Genomic DNA, 16,218 nt, shown 5'->3' on the forward strand with positions numbered 1-16,218 from the left:
GATAGAGGGCCCGCTCGAAGTGGGCCATCACCAGCACCCAACGGGTGAAGATCAACAGCTTGGCCCGATTGCGCCGGAGGGCCTGAGGGAGTACCCCTTGAATGGTTCCCTCATCCAGGCCCAGGTAGCGCTTCAGCCAGGCCGGGTGGTGGATCAAGCGGCCCATCAGCACAGCGATGGCCTCAGTGGAGAGGATGTGAGCGGGCGTCCGCAGGAGGAAGGGGAGGTTCCGATCGATATATTTATCATAGACGGCGTGGCCGAGCTCGTGGAGCATCGTCTCCGTCCAGTAGGCGTCGGGCTGGAGGTTGGCCAGGATCCGCACATCCCCCTTGCGATCGATGTGGATGCAATAAGCGTGTTGCTGTTTCCCCTCCCGTTCGTAGAGGTCGCTCCGCGCCAGGATGTCTTCGATCTCCAGCCCGATGGCTGTGTAGAAGGCTCGGGAGAGGGCGATGGGATCGCGGCCCTCGAAGAACCGGTCCACGCCATCCCCGGTCTCGGGGGGCTCCTGGAAGAAGGGATCGCTGTAGTGCCACGGGCGCAGTGCCTGGGGATCCGTCCCGAAGCGCCGGGCCAGCTCGGCGTCCAGTTCGGCCTTATAGGCCTGAAACAGGGGGCGGGTGAGCTGATCCAGTTGGTCCAGCAACCGGAAGAGCTCCCCCTCGTCCTGCTCCGCCAAAGTCAGGCTCATGGTGTAGAAGTTGTCGAAGCCGACCTGACGGGCCCCCTCGTTGCGCAGATCGACCAGGCGGAGGAGCCGTTCGGCCACTTGGGCCCCGATTTGCTTGCTGGCCTCCCAGGCCTCCCGGCGCAAGGTCACGTCCAGCGAGGTCCGCAGGATGTGGCGGATTTGGTTGTCGGTGACGGGCCGTCCGCGCAGGATGGCCCGGAACGTGTTGAACGTGCCTTCCACTTCCTTCTCTAGGTCCGTGATGGCGTCGATGAGCGCGGGATCGATCTGGAGTCCGCGGAAGTCATCGTAAAGGATGCGGGCCTGCCGGGCGAGGAGCGGGGGGACCTCTGGGTTGGGGGTGAAGGTGCCGTCCCGAAGGAGGCCGGTGGCCTCCATCAACTGGCGCAGCCGGGCGAAGGCCTGGCGGTCGGCATAGAGCTTGCGGAGGGCAGCCGTCAGCCGTGCGTATTCCTCCTCATCTTCTTTTCGTCCCGTTGTGGTGAAGCGCCAGTAGGCCTCCGACTGGGCGACGACCAGCGGTTCCACCTGACGGGTGTGGTCCTCGATAAAGGCTTCCAGGGCTTGGATCACCGGGCAGGTTTCCTCCTAGGGGGATCTTAAGCGTTTTCCGGGTGTTCCATCGGGCGGGGGCGGCGCACCCAGAGGACCAGCACATCGCCCTCCGGCCAGCGCTCGACCCGTGCGGCGACCACATCGGCCCAGCGTCGCTCGCCGGAGGGCGTGGGGAAATCCAGCTGCACCGGCCGGCCTTCCTCCCACGCCCGGCGACAGCGCTCCAGCATCTTCTCTCCATTCAGCGTGCGCATCTGACAGACCGCCACCGGTTGAGTGGTCGGCCCTTCATAGATCGAGAACGCCCAGATCTCCCGTGCGGGGTGGAACTGAGGGGTCGGCCCTTCCACCACCGTGATCCATTCCGGTTCCCTCCATTGCATGGCTCCACTCCTCCCAAACGCGCAGGCTGCGATCCGAGATCCCTGGCGTTCCCGATTCTGCCTGCTGCTCCCACCAGGGTTCTTGCGTCATAAAATTCTACCACTTTATTTGAGGAAAGCTGAAATCGACCATCGCCAAGTTCATCGAACCCTCAGCATCCGGCCCAGCCTCAAAGGGATTTTGAGATAGGTTTGGCACTTTCGGGATGGAGGGAATCAGGTCCCCAGTCGTCGCATGCTCACCTCTTATCCCCTCCGAGACGGGGCAGGGCTTTTCAACACCCTCAATAAATTTCCGGTTGCGCGGCGAAGCCTTATCGTTCCACTCCATCAACCAGGCGCTTGCATGGATAAGCCTGGACAGGGCGCTGGATTTGACAAACAGGCCGTGGAGGGATATGATGTCTATGACCCCCTCCCCCCGGGGGAGGGGATATCCATCGGGGGGAGATATGGAGGCTCGAACGAAAGCAGAGGTCCTGCGGCGGCTGCGCAGCATCGCCGGGCATGTCGAGGGGATCGCCCGAATGGTGGAGGAGGACGCTTATTGTGTGGACATCATCCGACAGGTGCAAGCGGTGCAGCGGGCCCTGGCGAAGGTGAACGATATGGTGCTGGCCCAACACCTGCGCACCTGCGTGACCACCGCCATTCGAGGGGATAACCCCGACGAACGGGAGCGGGTTCTCGAGGAGATCGTGGAGGTCTTCGAGGCAGCCCAGAAGATTTAGGGGCGTTCGGCCCGGGCGAAGGGTCTTCAACGGCCGGTCTGGACTCCAGCACTTTGGGGAGGTGCGTGATGGATTCCCCATAGGTTGGAGGCTGGGCCGAGCCATTCCTATAAGAGTGTGAAAGGGTTTGCATCCAAATTCGGGAGGAGAGACATGGAGACCCGGACGTTCATCGCTCCGAACATCTCTTGTCATCACTGCGTTCACACCATCACCCGCGAGCTGAAGGCCCTGGAGGGGGTGAAGGAGGTTCGCGGGGATGTGGCCACGCGGCAGGTGACGGTGGCCTTCGAGCCGCCGGCCACCTGGGATCAGATCGTGGCCGTGCTTCATGAGATCGGGTATCCCCCCGCGTCGGCGTGAGGGGAGCTGTATCTCCCGTCCTTCAGCGCAATGTTTGAGGAGAACTGGCAGGCCTGGGGCCGGCCCTGGGCCGGCCCCTACCCACGTGGTCTCTACGCCATCGAGCGGAGGCCACCTTTGATGATGATCGTCCCGCTGAGGAATAGCGGGGAATCGGGATGGGGGCAGGCCTTGCTCTCATCCTAAGCAGGGGGGCCAGGATGCGGTGGATCTTCGGGTTGTGGTTCGGGCTGTGGGGGTTGTTGCTCATCGGATGTGTGAGCGGGAGGAGCACCGGATCTCCCATCATCTCCCCCACGCCCTTGATGGAAACGCAGATCGTTGCCCTGACCGCTACCGGGGCGCCCAACCCCTCACCAACGGTTACGTTGTCCCCGGCGTCCACGTTCGCCCCGACGGCGACGGGGACGCCGACGCCGCGCCCGCGGGCGGCGCTCTATAACTTCGTCCTGCCCGGCTGACCGGTGTGCGCGCAGAACACGCGCCTCGTGGAGGCGCTACGACCGCGTTTCGAAGGGGATGTGGATTTCTTTGAGGTGCGGGCAGACACCCGCGAGGGCAGCGCGCTCCTCGCCCGGTTCGGGATGCCGGGCACCCACGGGCTTGTGGTGCTGGATCGTCAGGGGAGGGTGCTCTGGCGGAGCTTCGGGCACGATGTGACGCCGGAGAAGATGGAGGCCGTTTTGCAGCAGGCGATCCGCTAAATCCATGGACCCGGGGGCGATACAGGATGAGAGGCGGGCAACAAGCCCGTCCCTACCAGGGGTATTCGCGCCATTCCATAGAGGCGCCCCTTGTGGGCGCCCTGGGGTGGGCATGAGGCCCGATCCTACAAACAATGTTCGCACCATTTCGCGAGGGCGTTCTTGATGCTGCCCTCAATGTGGAGGTGTGTTTCCAAATGAGTGGAACCCGTGAGATCGTGCTCCCCATCATCGGCATGACCTGTGTCAACTGCGCCCGGACCGTGGAGCGGGCGTTGAAGCGCACCCCTGGGGTCTTGGAAGCCTCGGTGAATTTCGCCGCCGAGCAGGCGGTGGTGCTTCTGGATCCCTCGGCAGCGGATATCCGCCAGGCGGTCGCCCAGGTGCGGGCGGCGGGCTACGAGGTGGCCACCGCCACGGTGGAGCTGCCGATCCTGGGGATGACCTGTGCGAACTGCGCTCGCACCATCGAGCGGGCTCTGAACCGGGTCCCCGGCGTGTTAGAGGCAACGGTCAACCTGGCCACGGAGCGCGCCCATATCACCTACGTCGTCAGCGTGGCCTCGATCCGCGATCTGATCCAGGCGGTCCGGGAGGCCGGCTATGAGGTGGTGGAGACGGCCGGTGAACTCGAGGAGGCCGGAGCGGATGCGGAGCAGGCGGCCCGGGAGGCGGAGCTGGCCCGCCAGCGCCGGCGGCTTCTCGTGGGGCTGGCTTTCACGCTCCCCACCTTCGGACTCAGCATGTTATTTGATTTGCTGCATAACGCGATGCCGGGGATGACCCGGCCGCTCCTCCTGGACTGGTTGCTGCTCTTCCTGAGCACCCCGGTGCAGCTCGGGGTGGGCTGGGACTTCTATCGGGGGGCCTACCGGGCGTTACGGATGAGGACGGCCAATATGGACGTGCTGGTGGCCCTGGGCACCTCCGCCGCCTACTTCTACAGCCTGGCGGTGACCCTTGCGTTGACCATGGGCAGCACGGCGCTGGGCCGTTTCACGTACTTTGAAACCGCCGCGGTGATCGTCACCCTGATTGTCCTCGGGAAATATCTGGAAGCGCGGGCGAAGGGGCGGGCCAGCGAGGCCATCCGCGCGTTGATGGCGCTGCAGCCGGAGCGGGCCCGTGTGCTTCGGGACGGCCAGGAGGTGGAGATCCCCGCCGCCGAGGTCCGGGTGGGCGATCTCCTCATCGTCCGCCCCGGGGAACGGATCCCGGCCGATGGCATCGTCCTGGAGGGCCGTTCCGCCGTCGATGAATCCATGATGACCGGGGAATCGCTTCCGGTGGAGAAGGGGCCGGGGGACCGCGTGCTGGGGGGGACGGTGAACCAGCACGGCCTATTGAAAATCGAAGCGACCCATGTCGGGCGGGAGACCGTGTTGGCCGGGATCATCCGGCTGGTCCGTGAGGCTCAGGGGAGCCGGGCGCCGATCCAGCGGCTGGCCGATCAGGTCTCCGCGGTTTTCGTCCCCATCGTGATCGCCATTGCCGTCCTGAGCTTCCTGGGCTGGCTCACAATCGGCGGCGCGGGTTTCACCCGGGCGATGGTGAACGCCATCGCCGTCTTGGTGATCGCTTGCCCGTGCGCGATGGGGCTGGCCACGCCGACGGCCATCATGGTCGGGACCGGCCGCGGGGCAACCATGGGGATCCTCTTCCGCAGCGCCCAGGCCCTCGAGCAGCTGGGGAAAGTCACCCTAATCGCCTTGGATAAGACAGGTACCCTCACCCAGGGCCGGCCGGTGGTGACCGCCATCGTTCCGCGCGCGAACTGGACCCCCGAGCAGGTCCTGGCGATGGCAGCCAGCGTGGAGCAGGGGAGCGAGCATCCCTTGGCCCGCGCGGTGGTGGAAGCCGCCCGGGCCCGGGGGCTTCCGCTGGAGAACCCTGCCGGCTTCTCCGCCATGCCCGGCCGGGGAGTGATCGCTCACCTGAACGGGATGATGGTGCGGGTGGGCAAGGCCTCGTGGCTCGAGGCGGAGGGCGTGGCGCTGGGGGAGCTCGACGAAGCGGCCCGGACCCTTCAGGAGCAGGGCCAGACGACGATGTTGGTCGCGCGGGATGGGGAGGCCATCGGGGTGATCGCCCTGGCGGATGTCGTGAAGCCGGATGCCCTGGAAGCGATCGCGGCGCTGCATCGGTTAGGCATCCAGACCGCGATGATCACGGGAGACAACCGGCGCACCGCTGAGGCGATCGCCCGCCAGCTGGGCATCGACCGGGTGTTCGCGGAGGTCCTTCCCGCCGATAAGGCGGAGATCGTCCGCCAGCTGCAAGCGGAGGGTCACCGGGTGGCGATGGTGGGGGATGGGGTGAACGACGCGCCCGCGCTCGCCCAGGCCGATGTGGGAATCGCCATGGGAACCGGCACGGCGGTGGCGATGGAGACCGCTGATGTCACCCTGATGCGGGGGGATCTGCGCTTGCTGCCTCAGGCCGTGCGGCTCTCCCGGGGAACCATGCGGACGATCCGCCAGAACCTGTTCTGGGCTTTCTTTTATAATGTGGTCCTAATCCCCGTGGCTGCGCTGGGATGGCTGCATCCGATGATGGCAGCCGGGGCGATGGCGTTCTCCTCGATCTTCGTGGTGACCAACTCCCTGCGCCTGCGGGGATTCCGGGCGTGAAGCGGTGGGTGCGGGCGCCGCCGTTTCCGCCGTCGTTCCTCAACGGAGCATTTCAACAAGTCCTCACATTGTGGGGTGTGCGGTGGAGGGGCCGTCCGCCCCTCCACCCTTCCCATCAGCCTCGCCAAGACCCACGCCCAGGCGAATCCTTAATCGGATGAGCGTTCGAATCAGGCGCTCGTCTCCCTCGGCGGCAGCTTTTGCCCCAGCTGTGGCGACCGCTCGTAGTGTTCGATGATCCCGCAGATGTGTGACTCGCCGCCCATCGTCTTGATCGCTTCCTCACGCAGATCGACGAGCTCCTGACGAAATGCGGCCAATGCCGCGAGTTGCCGGTCGATCGCGGCGATTTTCTGGTCGAGGAGGGCCAGCACGTGGGCGCACGGCTGCTCCCCGGCCTGTCGGAGCGCAAGGATCTCCTTGATCTCCTTCAGGCTGAAGCCGATGGCCTTCGCCTTCAAGATGAACTGCAGACGGTCACGGTCGGCTGGCCGGTAGAGCCGATAGCCAGCCGGGGTCCGCGCCGGCCTGGGAAGCAGCCCGATCTCCTCATAGTAGCGGATGGTCTTGGGGTTGAGCCCGAGCTCGGCCGCGAGCTGCCCGATCCGCATGGCATGAAACGCATCCTCTCGCCTCATCGCATCACCTCCACAAGCTATTCTAGCGCCTCCGGGGCCTCGCGGAGGTATCAGCCGGATGGGGCCCAGCGGGCAGTGAGGAGCCCTCGAGCTGGGGCCGGCTTCGACAGCCCGTTCACCGATAATCGGTCCATGCCGCGCGATCCCACCAAGGGTTACGCGCGCTCATCGGCAACGGTGAAGCCTGCCTGCCGGATCGCCGCGCGGACCGCCCCGGGGTCGACGGTCCCCTCCTGATAGATCACCCGGACCCGTTTCGCCGCCGGGTCGCCTTCCACCGCTTCGATCCCTTCCAGCCGACGGATGGCACGCCGAATCTGCGCCACACACCCCTCGCAGCGGATATCCGGCACCTGTAAAACCAGCTCCCGGCGGACCCTGGCCGGAGTGGGGGGCAGGAGCTGGGCGGTGAGCGAGCTGATGACCACCAAGCTGACGCTCAGAACCATAGCGAGCATCGCCCACACCGGGGAAATCTGGCCGGTCAGCGCCGCCAAAAGGCCTGCCCCGTTGAAGGCGAGGGCGAAGACGACGTTCCGCAGGGTCAGCGCGTAGCTGCGGCCGGCCAGCTCAAGGGCCTCCACGACCCGGATTAGGCGGTCGCTGACGATAACGACGTCAGCCGCCTCGAGTGTGACGTCGGCCCCCGTTCCCAGGGCTACACCCACATCGGCCTGCATCAGGAGCGGAGCGTCGTTGATGCCGTCGCCGACCGCCGCCACCCGCCGCCCGGCCCGCTGGAACCCCCGAACCACCTCCGCCTTCTCACCAGGAAGCAAGCGGGCCCTCACATCGTCGATTTCCAAAGCATCGGCCACGGCCCGGGCGGCCCGTTCGCTGTCGCCGGTCAACATGACGGGGGCGACCCCTCGGTTCTTAAGGGCCCGGATAGTCTCCGCCGCATCGGCCTTAATTTCATCGGCCAGGGCAATGACCCCGGCCGGCGCCCCGTCGACCGCGACCAGCACGCCGGTTTGCCCCCGGGCCTCCACCTGTTCGACCAGGGATCGTAGAATCGCTGGGTCGACCCCTTCCCGGACCAGGAGGCGGGGGCTGCCAACCAGCACCCGGTGCCCGTCGACGGTTGCCCGGACCCCCAGGCCCGGTTCGGCGGCAAACTCCGTGGCCGCAGGCGGTTCGAGGCCGCGGGCCCGGGCGGCCTCCACGATGGCCCGACCGAGGGGATGCTCGGACGGAAGCTCGGCCCCGGCTACCAGCCGGAGGAGCTCATCCGGGGCTGGGCCGGCCGTCCACACGCCCGCAACGGCGGGCCTGCCGACCGTCAGGGTCCCGGTCTTGTCGAAAACGATCGTGTCCACCAGACGGAGCAGCTGGAACGCCTCGGGGGATCGAAGCAGGATGCCCCGGGCGGCGGCCTCGCCGCTAGCCCGGATGATCGCCAGGGGTGTCGCCATCCCGAGGGCACATGGGTAGCCCATAATCAGCGCCCCCAGGGCGGCAAAGGCAGCCCGGGTCCAGTCGAGCTCTCCCATTGTGAGCAACGGGCCGACGGTCCACCCGACAAACCCGACCGCCGCTACCCCGAACACAATCGGAACGTAGATCAGCAGCACCCGGTCCACCAGCCGGAGGATGCCCGGCTTAAGGGCCCGGGCCTCAGCGACCTGCCGGGCCACCACGCGGAGGAACGTCTCGTCTCCAACCCGCGTCACCTCAACGACGGCGGCCCCAGCCCGATTGAGCGACCCGCCGATAACCGGATCGCCGGGCAGCTTATCCACCGGCCAGGGCTCCCCGGTGATCGGGCTCTCATCCACGGTGAGCGTCCCCTGGACAACCCGGCCGTCGATTGGGATCCGGTCGCCGGGCCGAACCCGAACCCTGTCGCCAACCTGGAGCCGGTCGACCGGGACCTCCTCTTCGGTTCCCTGGGAGGTGAGGCGGCGCGCCGTCGGTGGGATGAGGCTCAAAAGCCGCCGGACCGACTGCGAGGCCCGGACGTGGACGCTGACGGAGGCGTAACCTCCGATCAGGTGGAAGGCCAGCACGAAAACCGCCGCCCCGAAAAGCTCCCCGGCCGGAAACACGGGGTTCAACAGGCCAACCAACCCGCCGCCCAGGCCGGCCAGGGCCGAGGCGGAGACCAACACGTCCTGGTTGAGGATCCCCCGGCGGATGGACTGCCAGGCGTTTCGGAAGATGATGAACCGGGCCGGCCCGAAGGTTGCGTAGAGGGCCAGGGCGGCCATCGCCAGCATCCCGACCGGGGTCGGCCCCCGAAGATAGGCGGCCAGCATCACCGCCGAAGCCAGGCCGATCAGGACGCCGGCTTGAAGGGCCTTCCGGCGGGCTTGAGCCAGCTCCCGTTCCTGAGCGGCGAGCATCCCCGCCTCATCCGGCTCCCGAGGCTCAAAGCCCAAGATGTCGAGAACCCGTCGGATCTCCTCCGCGGCGACCCGCTGGGGATCGTAGTCGACCAGGACCTCCTCGTGGGGGATGCTCACGTTCACGAAGGCCACGCCTGCCAGGCGGCCCAGGGCCTTCTCAACCGTGCGGGCGCAGAGCGAGCAGTGCATCCCGCCGAGCTTGAGGTGAAGCCTGCGAAGCGTCACAGCGACCCCCTTCCCGTTTGGGCTCTGACTTTCCCCTCGTTTTTCTGAGTCTACATCTTCCGGCTAGCTGGAAGGTCAAGACGCTACGCCGCGCGCTCGAAAGCCGCCGAACCCGCTCAGCCGCCTGTCTGATCGGATGCCGATGCTGAAGTTCCGCCCAATCCGGGGGAGGGATGATCACCGCCACACGCGGGATTGGACTCGGGCAGTTCGAGACCAAAGTCGGCTCGCGTTTGCTGGGTTCCCAGCACCAAGCGGGCCGAGTCCGCCAATTTCCCCTGCTTTCGAAATCGCTCCGCTTTTGGTGAGTGGTTGGAGAAAGGATAAGATTCCTCAGCTTAGAAGGTGAAGGGCGAGCGAAGGTGAAGGCGGTCAGATCCCTTAGGAGTGTTTCCATATATGAAAACATTGCTGTTTATGACGAATGAGTACAATAATGCACGATGCCACCCTCGGCGGCCGACCGGCCGCCGAGGGTGGGGTCAAGGGGTTCGCGCCGCTTTGGCGCAGATCCGTGATCATCGGTGATCACCTGCACTGGAGGCCCTGCGATGGCACGTCCCACCACCAAGCAGCGTCCGCAGGCGGCTCGTTCTGCCGCTCGGCAGGCCAGGCACAAGCCTGGCCGTCGGCTGCCATGGCCCTGGTTGGTGCTTGGGATGGCCCTGGTGCCTGCCGCGATCGGTGTGATGTTCGCCCTTGGACACAGCAGCGGCGATGGTGGAAAGCCCATCGCCATCCTGCGCACCAGCGACTTCCACGCGCTGGCCTTCAGCCCTGACAACCCGAACGTTGTCTTCTTCGGCCACCATAACGGTCTGATGCGGAGCGATGACGGCGGCCGCACCTGGCGGCCGGTCATCGATCGCCCCAATTTCGACGCAATGAGCCTGACCGTGAATCCGCGCGATCCGCGCCAAATCTTCTTGGCCGGCCACGATGTTTTCCTGGTCAGCACAGATGGGGGCGCCTCCTGGCAACCCGTCAAGCACAACTTGCCCGGAACGGACATCCACGGCTTTGCGCTGAACCCCGATGAGCCGAGCCGACTGTACGCCTTCGTGGTGGGCTATGGCCTCTTTACGAGCGCCGACGGGGGGCGGACGTGGCAGAAGTTGTCCACTCAGCTCCCAATGGACGTGATGGCGCTGGCCTCGGCTGGCGGGAGCCCGGAGACGATCTACGCCGGCAGCATGGGCGCGGGGGTTCTGAAGTCGACCGACGGCGGTCTGACCTGGGCTCCGTCTAACGCCGGGCTTAGGAGTTGGGGTGTCATGGCGCTTGCGGTCAACCCAGTGGCTCGACAGGTGGTCTACGCCGGCGCCGAGGATGGCCTGTACCGGAGCAATGATGCTGGCGCGAGCTGGCGGAAGCTGTCCTTCCCGGGCCGCAACGTGATTGCCATCGCGGTCAGCCCAAGCGATCCGCAGATCGTGTTGGCCATCGAGGGTGTTCGCCGCGGCGAAGGGCGTCTCTATCGCAGCACGGACGGCGGCGCGACCTGGGATGGAGGGCGGGGGCGATGACGAGGCGTCCAGGTGGAATCCGATCTCGCTCGGTGACTCTCCCCGTCCAAGCCGCATCCACCAACCGCACCCAGCGCCCTCGGCGCCTATCCGGTCGCACCGGGCGCCGTTCGTTCAGAAACCCATGGCCATTGCCTGAGCCCCGTCCCTGGCGTCAGGCCAAAGTCAACAGCAATGGCGTGCCCACTGCCTAGACTCCTTTCTGGAATGACCGCATCCTACGGCCCGTCCGGCTTCGGTCATAGGCGCTGGCCTGGGTGGTCGCGTAGCCGGCGCGATCCGCGGCGATCCCTTCTCCCTGAACCCCAATCTGGTCCCGCAACCAGGGTCGCATCTGGTCCAGGACTTTCACACGCGGCCGACGTCCGTAGGCACGGCACTGGGTGCGGTGGTCAGGCACCTGCTTCCACCCCAGCACGGCGCAAACTTAGTCCGTGGCCAACAGTCGCTCTTCCACGTCCCGATCGCTGAGATCCAGGTAAAATGTTAATCACACGCAGGCGGCTAATTGGGGCCGGGTGAACGGCAAGGGCTTTTGGGATGGGAGGAGCGCGACAAGACCGCTTGGGCGAGGTGGTACGCGATTCGGGCCACGGGGACGGAGCGGCACGCTCGCTTGACTATACGGGTGACCTCCGTAGCCGTCGCCAGGGATTTCCAAAGGGCATGATGAAGGAGGAACCAGCCGGATTGGACCACGCGTACCCAATGTTTGCAACTGAGCAGGTCAGACCTCTGAGGGCATCTTCACCTCCCAAATATCATAACGGGGGTAATACAAATGGCGCTCGAGCGAAGAACGCACCGATACCTGGGGCTTCTGCTTCTGGCGATTGCAGGGGCCTGCAGGGGCTCACCTCAGCCGGCCAGCTCTCTGGCGGGGGAAGTGGTCACCGTCTACCGCACCCCGAACTGTGGATGTTGCAGCGAATATATCCGTTATCTCCGTGACAAGGGGGTGGCGGTCCATGTGATCGAACAGGATGATTTGAGGCCGGTGAAGCAACAATGGGGGATCCCTGAGGCGATGTGGAGCTGCCACACGGCCCGGCTTGGTCCTTATGCGGTGGAAGGGCACGTTCCGTTGGAGGCCATCGCCCGGTTGTGGTCGGAGCGCCCGGACGCGCGAGGGATCGCCCTCCCAGGCATGCCTCCCGGATCGCCAGGGATGGGAGGCGCCCGGACCGGCCCGCTGACGATCTATCTCATTGCGCTCGACGGTCAGGTCCATCCGTGGATGGAATGGTAACCGCGATGGGGGCAACGGCGAGACCGTTGCCCCCATCGTTTTTCTGTTCGAATTGGGTGGTTGTCCCAACACGTGGGGACGATCTTTCCACTTTCCACAGGGAATTTTGGTAGGAGTTATGCCGCTGTGGTTTCCTTCCCCCAAACCGTTTTCATCCTCTTTCATCCTCTCCCCATGGCCCTTTGGGCCGTGGGGAGGGGAACATTGAATGATTTTGGGGTTGGTAGGGTTACCGAAGGCGTTCACCTGACTCAAATTCCCCTGATAAAGAAAATAGAGGAATTATCCCATCCTTATAGAACCAGGCTAAAATGAGAACAGGCCTTCAATGGATCCCGTCGATGAGCGATCCTTGCAAGCCATTCTGTGCCCCTTCTGTGTATTGTGGGGTGGAAGGGGCGAGAAGAATGCTTCTGGATGTAGGCTTCAAACGTGGCCCTGGGGAAAGGGGGATAGCGATGGCGGAGGTTCGAACGCTGGCGGATGTGCTGGATGCATTGACCCGACCCGGCGAGCTCTACGAGCGGCTTCCCGATAACTCGGTGCGTTGTTATGCCTGTGGTCACCGTTGTCTGATCCGCCCAGGCCGGCGGGGGATCTGTCAGGTGCGCTTCAACCGGGATGGTGTTCTCTACGTCCCATGGGGATATGTGGCGGCGCTTCAGATCGACCCCACCGAGAAGAAGCCTTTCTTCCACATCCTCCCCGGCTCCTACACGCTGACCTTCGGCATGCTGGGTTGCGATCTCCATTGCAGCTACTGTCAGAACTGGCTTACCTCGCAGGCTTTACGGGATCCGGCTGCAGGGGTTATGCCGGAGGAAATCACGCCCCAGCAGATGATTGCCCTGGCGAAGCGGTATGGGGCGCAGCTGGTGGGAAGTTCTTATAACGAACCTTTGATTACCTCTGAATGGGCAAGGTCGATCTTCCAAGAGGCCGTCGCCCATGGCCTGCGGTGCATCTACGTCTCCAACGGCAACCTCACCCGTGAGGTCCTGGAGTATCTCCGACCTTACATGGTCGGCTATAAGATCGATCTCAAGAGCATGCGGGATAAGAACTACCGGTCCTTGGGCATGCCTTTGAAGAACGTCTTAGAGGGCATCCGCATGGTCTATGAGAGCGGATTGTGGCTGGAGGTGGTGACGCTGGTGGTTCCCGGCTTCAACGATTCCGATGAGGAACTGCGGGATGCGGCGGAGTTCCTGGCCTCGATTTCCCCAGACATTCCATGGCATGTGACGGCCTTCCACCCGGATTACAAGATGACGGATCGGGACTGGACGCCGGCGAAGGCCCTGATCCGGGCGGCGGAGATCGGGAAGGCGGCAGGCCTGCGTTATGTTTACGCTGGCAACCTTCCAGGCCAGGTGGGACCGTTCGAAAACACGTATTGTCCGAATTGCGATGCGCTGTTGATCGCCCGCCACGGCTTCCGGATTCTGGTGGATCACCTCAGCGGGCGGGGAACTTGCTACCGGTGCGGGACGGCCATCCCGGGGATCTGGCAATAATGGGGCAGGGGTAGCGCCCGCAGGTTTATGGTCTCCTTCCCCACCCTCCAACACAGTGAAGGCAAAGAGGGAAGGGGGTGGGCGACTTCGCCGCTCACCCCTTTCCTCTTTCAGGGCTGGAAGGGCCCGGACTCCCCCGTCATTATCCTCTCCAATGAGTCAAAAATGGAGGGCTGGCCGTGAGCAGTCAGAAAAAGCGTTCCACAGTCGAGCCTCGGCGGACAAGAGGAGCGGCCCGGGGGAAACCGTCCGGCGCCCGCCGGACGGTTTCCACGAAAGGTCGTCCCCGCTGGGCGCTATCCTTCACGCTGGACCAGCAACTCGATGTGCTGGGCCTGGTGTTGTTCCTGGGTGGGATCCTGACGGCGCTCGGGTTGATCACGCCGGATCGAATGCCTGGGCTCGGCCCCCTCCTTTTGATTCTAATCCGCGGGCTGGGGAGCGGGGTCTTCGCCATCCCCTTGGGGATGATCGCCAGCGGGGCCTGGCTGCTGGTTCGACGCTTTGAACGGGTTCCCCGGCCTCGTTTATCGTTTCTTCTGGGGCTCTTCCTGCTGTATGGAGCGCTCCTGGTGACGCTGGAGGAGCTGGGGGGAGCAGGGGGCGCGGCGGGCGCGTGGTTGGCCCGGTGGCTAGCGGAAAACCTGGGCGCGGCGGGGGCGCTGCTGGTCCTGCTGGGGGCCATCTGGATGGGCCTGATGCTGACGTTCCATCTTTCGCCAGAACGTCCCCTGGAGTGGGCGATTCGGACGCTGCGGGGTCTTCGGTTGAACCGCACCCCCGCGCGGAGCCTTCAGATCCATCTCCCTTCATCGGCCCGTTCAGAACCCCTTGCTTCTCCGTCCTCCTCGGAGCACTCCCCCCGGATCCTGGGGGAAACGGAGATCCAAGAAGCGCCTGCGGAGGCCGCCGGGCCGCTCGAATCCATGGGAGAGCTGGAGGAGATCGAGCCGCCTTTGCAGATCGCTCCCGAGGGGCCGAAATGGACGCTCCCTCGCCTGGAGGAGATCCTGGATCCTGGGGAAGAGGAGGAGATCGATGAAGCGGATCTCCGGGAGAAGGCGCGCATCATCGAGGAAACCCTGCGCAGCTTAGGGGTGGAAGCCCGGGTGGTGGAGGTGGAGCGGGGGCCGACGGTCACCCTTTTCGGCCTGGAGCCTGGCCAGATCTCCCGGGGCGGGCGATCCACCCGGGTGAAGGTGGGGCAAATCGCGGCCTTGGCGGATGATCTGGCCCTGGCCCTCTCCGCCCGGGCCGTCCGGGTTCTGGCCCCGATTCCGGGCCGAGGCCTGGTGGGTATTGAGGTTCCGAACGAACGAGCCGCCCTGGTCCGGTTGCGGGAGGTGATGGAGAGCGAAGCGTATCGCTCGATGGCCTCTCCGTTACGGCTCCCCCTCGGCCAGACGGTCTCCGGAGAGCCTCTGGTGGCGGATCTCACCGCTATGCCCCATTTGCTGATCGCCGGGGCCACCGGCTCGGGGAAGTCCGTGGCCCTGAATGCGCTCCTGGTCTCATTGCTGTGCACCTGCACACCGGATGATTTGCGGCTGATCCTGATCGATCCCAAGCGGGTGGAGCTGACGCCTTACAACGGCATCCCCCATCTGTGGGCGCCGGTGGTGGTGGAAATCGAGAAGGTGCCGCGGGTGCTTCAGGAGGTCATGCGGGAGATGGAGCGTCGGTATCGCCTGTTCGCTGCCGTCGGCGCCCGCCACATCGCCGATTACAACCGGCGGATGGAGGAGCGGGGCGAGCCCCGGATGCCGTATTTGGTGATCATCGTGGATGAGCTGGCGGATCTGATGATCACCGCGCCGGAGGAGACCGAGCGGCGGATCACCCGGCTGGCGCAGATGGCCCGGGCGACCGGCATCCACCTAATCATCGCCACCCAGCGTCCCAGCGTGGATGTGGTGACGGGGCTGATCAAGGCGAACTTCCCGGCCCGCATCGCCTTCGCGGTCGCTTCGTCGGTGGACTCGCGGGTGATCCTGGACATGCCAGGGGCGGAAACCCTGTTGGGACGTGGGGATATGCTCTTCCTGGCCCCCGATCAGGGCCAACCGATCCGTGCTCAGGGTTGCTTTGTTTCCGATGAGGAGATCCGGCGCATCGTCACATACTGGAAAGGGATGCGTGGGCTCCCCCAGCCTACTTCCACCCGGGAGCGTCGAGGGGGGATCGCCGCATCCCCGCCCATCCGGCCGGGGCCTGCCGAGGAAATCCCATCCCGCGGATCAATTCATGAAGAGAAGGAGGCAGAAGATGAAACCGACGAGGCCCTGTTGCAGCGAGCGATCGAAGTGGTGCGCCTGCATCGACGGGCCTCGATCTCGCTGTTACAGCGGAAACTGCGCATCGGCTACAACCGGGCAGCCCGTCTGATCGATCTGATGGAGGCCCGTGGGTTGATCGGCCCGCCGGAGGAGGGCAGCCGCTGGCGGGGTCTGGAGCCGCCCCACGAGCTTAGGGAATAATCTCGTATCCCATGGGTCGCCCTAACGCGTAGGGCTCCCTCCATTTTTGTTTTGAGGATATGGGATGGTAAAGGCCAACGGCTCTGCCCTCCCGGATCCCCCCTCCCCACGGCCCTTGGGGCTGTGGGGAGGGGACAAAAAGCATTTTGGGGGCGAGCCGGGCGCCAAAGGCGCCCGG

The 16,218-nt window shown here is 65.0% G+C and carries 14 protein-coding genes; 9 read left to right on the forward strand and 5 right to left on the reverse strand.

The genetic code is table 11. The annotated features are described in order from the left end of the window. The coding region (locus tag ACFMO5_RS00645) for a M2 family metallopeptidase (RefSeq protein WP_376790841.1) at positions 1–1,267 on the reverse strand (1,267 nt) is incomplete at its 3' end. A gap of 26 nt (positions 1,268–1,293) precedes the next feature. Then, positions 1,294–1,632: a hypothetical protein gene (locus ACFMO5_RS00650; RefSeq protein ID WP_376790842.1), complete on the reverse strand. Its 339-nt coding sequence runs from the start codon at positions 1,630–1,632 to the stop codon at positions 1,294–1,296. A 452-nt stretch (positions 1,633–2,084) separates the two neighbouring features. On the opposite strand from ACFMO5_RS00650, the gene ACFMO5_RS00655 reads away from it, so the two are divergent. From ACFMO5_RS00655 to ACFMO5_RS00675, 5 genes are all read left to right on the forward strand, one after another. Next, positions 2,085–2,363: a metal-sensitive transcriptional regulator gene (locus ACFMO5_RS00655; RefSeq protein WP_376790843.1), complete on the forward strand. Its 279-nt coding sequence runs from the start codon at positions 2,085–2,087 to the stop codon at positions 2,361–2,363. A gap of 153 nt (positions 2,364–2,516) precedes the next feature. Then, positions 2,517–2,726 (forward strand): heavy-metal-associated domain-containing protein, encoded by a 210-nt coding sequence (locus ACFMO5_RS00660; RefSeq protein WP_376790844.1) that lies wholly within the window; start codon positions 2,517–2,519, stop codon positions 2,724–2,726. 200 nt (positions 2,727–2,926) lie between these two features. Then, the gene (locus tag ACFMO5_RS00665) at positions 2,927–3,187 is read left to right on the forward strand and encodes a hypothetical protein (protein ID WP_376790845.1); all 261 of its coding nucleotides are present in this window, start codon (positions 2,927–2,929) and stop codon (positions 3,185–3,187) included. A gap of 3 nt (positions 3,188–3,190) precedes the next feature. Continuing rightward, entirely contained in the window at positions 3,191–3,430 is a 240-nt protein-coding gene (locus ACFMO5_RS00670; RefSeq protein ID WP_376790846.1) for a hypothetical protein, read from the forward strand. A 197-nt stretch (positions 3,431–3,627) separates the two neighbouring features. Beyond that, positions 3,628–6,060 (forward strand): heavy metal translocating P-type ATPase, encoded by a 2,433-nt coding sequence (locus ACFMO5_RS00675; RefSeq protein ID WP_376790847.1) that lies wholly within the window; start codon positions 3,628–3,630, stop codon positions 6,058–6,060. 170 nt (positions 6,061–6,230) lie between these two features. Here ACFMO5_RS00675 and ACFMO5_RS00680 read toward each other — a convergent pair whose 3' ends face one another. Together ACFMO5_RS00680 and ACFMO5_RS00685 are read right to left on the reverse strand one after the other, a co-directional pair. Next, positions 6,231–6,698 carry a heavy metal-responsive transcriptional regulator gene (locus ACFMO5_RS00680; RefSeq protein ID WP_376790848.1) on the reverse strand — a complete coding sequence of 156 codons (468 nt, stop codon included), beginning with the start codon at positions 6,696–6,698 and terminating at the stop codon, positions 6,231–6,233. 155 nt (positions 6,699–6,853) lie between these two features. Then, positions 6,854–9,271 (reverse strand): heavy metal translocating P-type ATPase, encoded by a 2,418-nt coding sequence (locus ACFMO5_RS00685; RefSeq protein WP_376790849.1) that lies wholly within the window; start codon positions 9,269–9,271, stop codon positions 6,854–6,856. A gap of 524 nt (positions 9,272–9,795) precedes the next feature. Here ACFMO5_RS00685 and ACFMO5_RS00690 point away from each other — a divergent pair. After that, positions 9,796–10,797 carry a WD40/YVTN/BNR-like repeat-containing protein gene (locus tag ACFMO5_RS00690; protein WP_376790850.1) on the forward strand — a complete coding sequence of 334 codons (1,002 nt, stop codon included), beginning with the start codon at positions 9,796–9,798 and terminating at the stop codon, positions 10,795–10,797. A gap of 190 nt (positions 10,798–10,987) precedes the next feature. Here ACFMO5_RS00690 and ACFMO5_RS00695 read toward each other — a convergent pair whose 3' ends face one another. After that, positions 10,988–11,197, reverse strand: coding sequence for a hypothetical protein (locus tag ACFMO5_RS00695; protein ID WP_376790851.1), 210 nt, complete (start codon positions 11,195–11,197; stop codon positions 10,988–10,990). A gap of 381 nt (positions 11,198–11,578) precedes the next feature. On the opposite strand from ACFMO5_RS00695, the gene ACFMO5_RS00700 reads away from it, so the two are divergent. From ACFMO5_RS00700 to ACFMO5_RS00710, 3 genes are all read left to right on the forward strand, one after another. Continuing rightward, on the forward strand, positions 11,579–12,046 hold the full coding sequence (locus tag ACFMO5_RS00700) for a DUF411 domain-containing protein (RefSeq protein ID WP_376790852.1): 468 nt from the start codon (positions 11,579–11,581) through the stop codon (positions 12,044–12,046). Between the two features lie 458 nt (positions 12,047–12,504). Next, the gene (gene amrS / locus ACFMO5_RS00705; RefSeq protein ID WP_376790853.1) at positions 12,505–13,563 is read left to right on the forward strand and encodes an AmmeMemoRadiSam system radical SAM enzyme; all 1,059 of its coding nucleotides are present in this window, start codon (positions 12,505–12,507) and stop codon (positions 13,561–13,563) included. Between the two features lie 179 nt (positions 13,564–13,742). After that, a complete protein-coding gene (locus tag ACFMO5_RS00710) occupies positions 13,743–16,040 on the forward strand; it encodes a DNA translocase FtsK (protein ID WP_376790854.1) in 2,298 nt (765 codons plus the stop codon). Positions 16,041–16,218 lie beyond the last annotated feature (178 nt).

The sequence above is a fragment of the Thermoflexus sp. genome (genome assembly GCF_042408365.1).
In the GTDB taxonomy this organism is placed as follows: domain Bacteria; phylum Chloroflexota; class Anaerolineae; order Thermoflexales; family Thermoflexaceae; genus Thermoflexus.

What these genes read in the sequence shown, in the direction of transcription:
- ACFMO5_RS00650 (WP_376790842.1), bottom strand. Translation starts at nt 1,632, where the DNA reads ATGCAATGGAGGGAACCGGAATGGATCACGGTGGTGGAAGGGCCGACC.
- ACFMO5_RS00655 (WP_376790843.1), top strand. Translation starts at nt 2,085, where the DNA reads ATGGAGGCTCGAACGAAAGCAGAGGTCCTGCGGCGGCTGCGCAGCATC.
- ACFMO5_RS00660 (WP_376790844.1), top strand. Translation starts at nt 2,517, where the DNA reads ATGGAGACCCGGACGTTCATCGCTCCGAACATCTCTTGTCATCACTGC.
- ACFMO5_RS00665 (WP_376790845.1), top strand. Translation starts at nt 2,927, where the DNA reads ATGCGGTGGATCTTCGGGTTGTGGTTCGGGCTGTGGGGGTTGTTGCTC.
- ACFMO5_RS00675 (WP_376790847.1), top strand. Translation starts at nt 3,628, where the DNA reads ATGAGTGGAACCCGTGAGATCGTGCTCCCCATCATCGGCATGACCTGT.
- ACFMO5_RS00680 (WP_376790848.1), bottom strand. Translation starts at nt 6,698, where the DNA reads ATGAGGCGAGAGGATGCGTTTCATGCCATGCGGATCGGGCAGCTCGCG.
- ACFMO5_RS00700 (WP_376790852.1), top strand. Translation starts at nt 11,579, where the DNA reads ATGGCGCTCGAGCGAAGAACGCACCGATACCTGGGGCTTCTGCTTCTG.
- amrS (WP_376790853.1), top strand. Translation starts at nt 12,505, where the DNA reads ATGGCGGAGGTTCGAACGCTGGCGGATGTGCTGGATGCATTGACCCGA.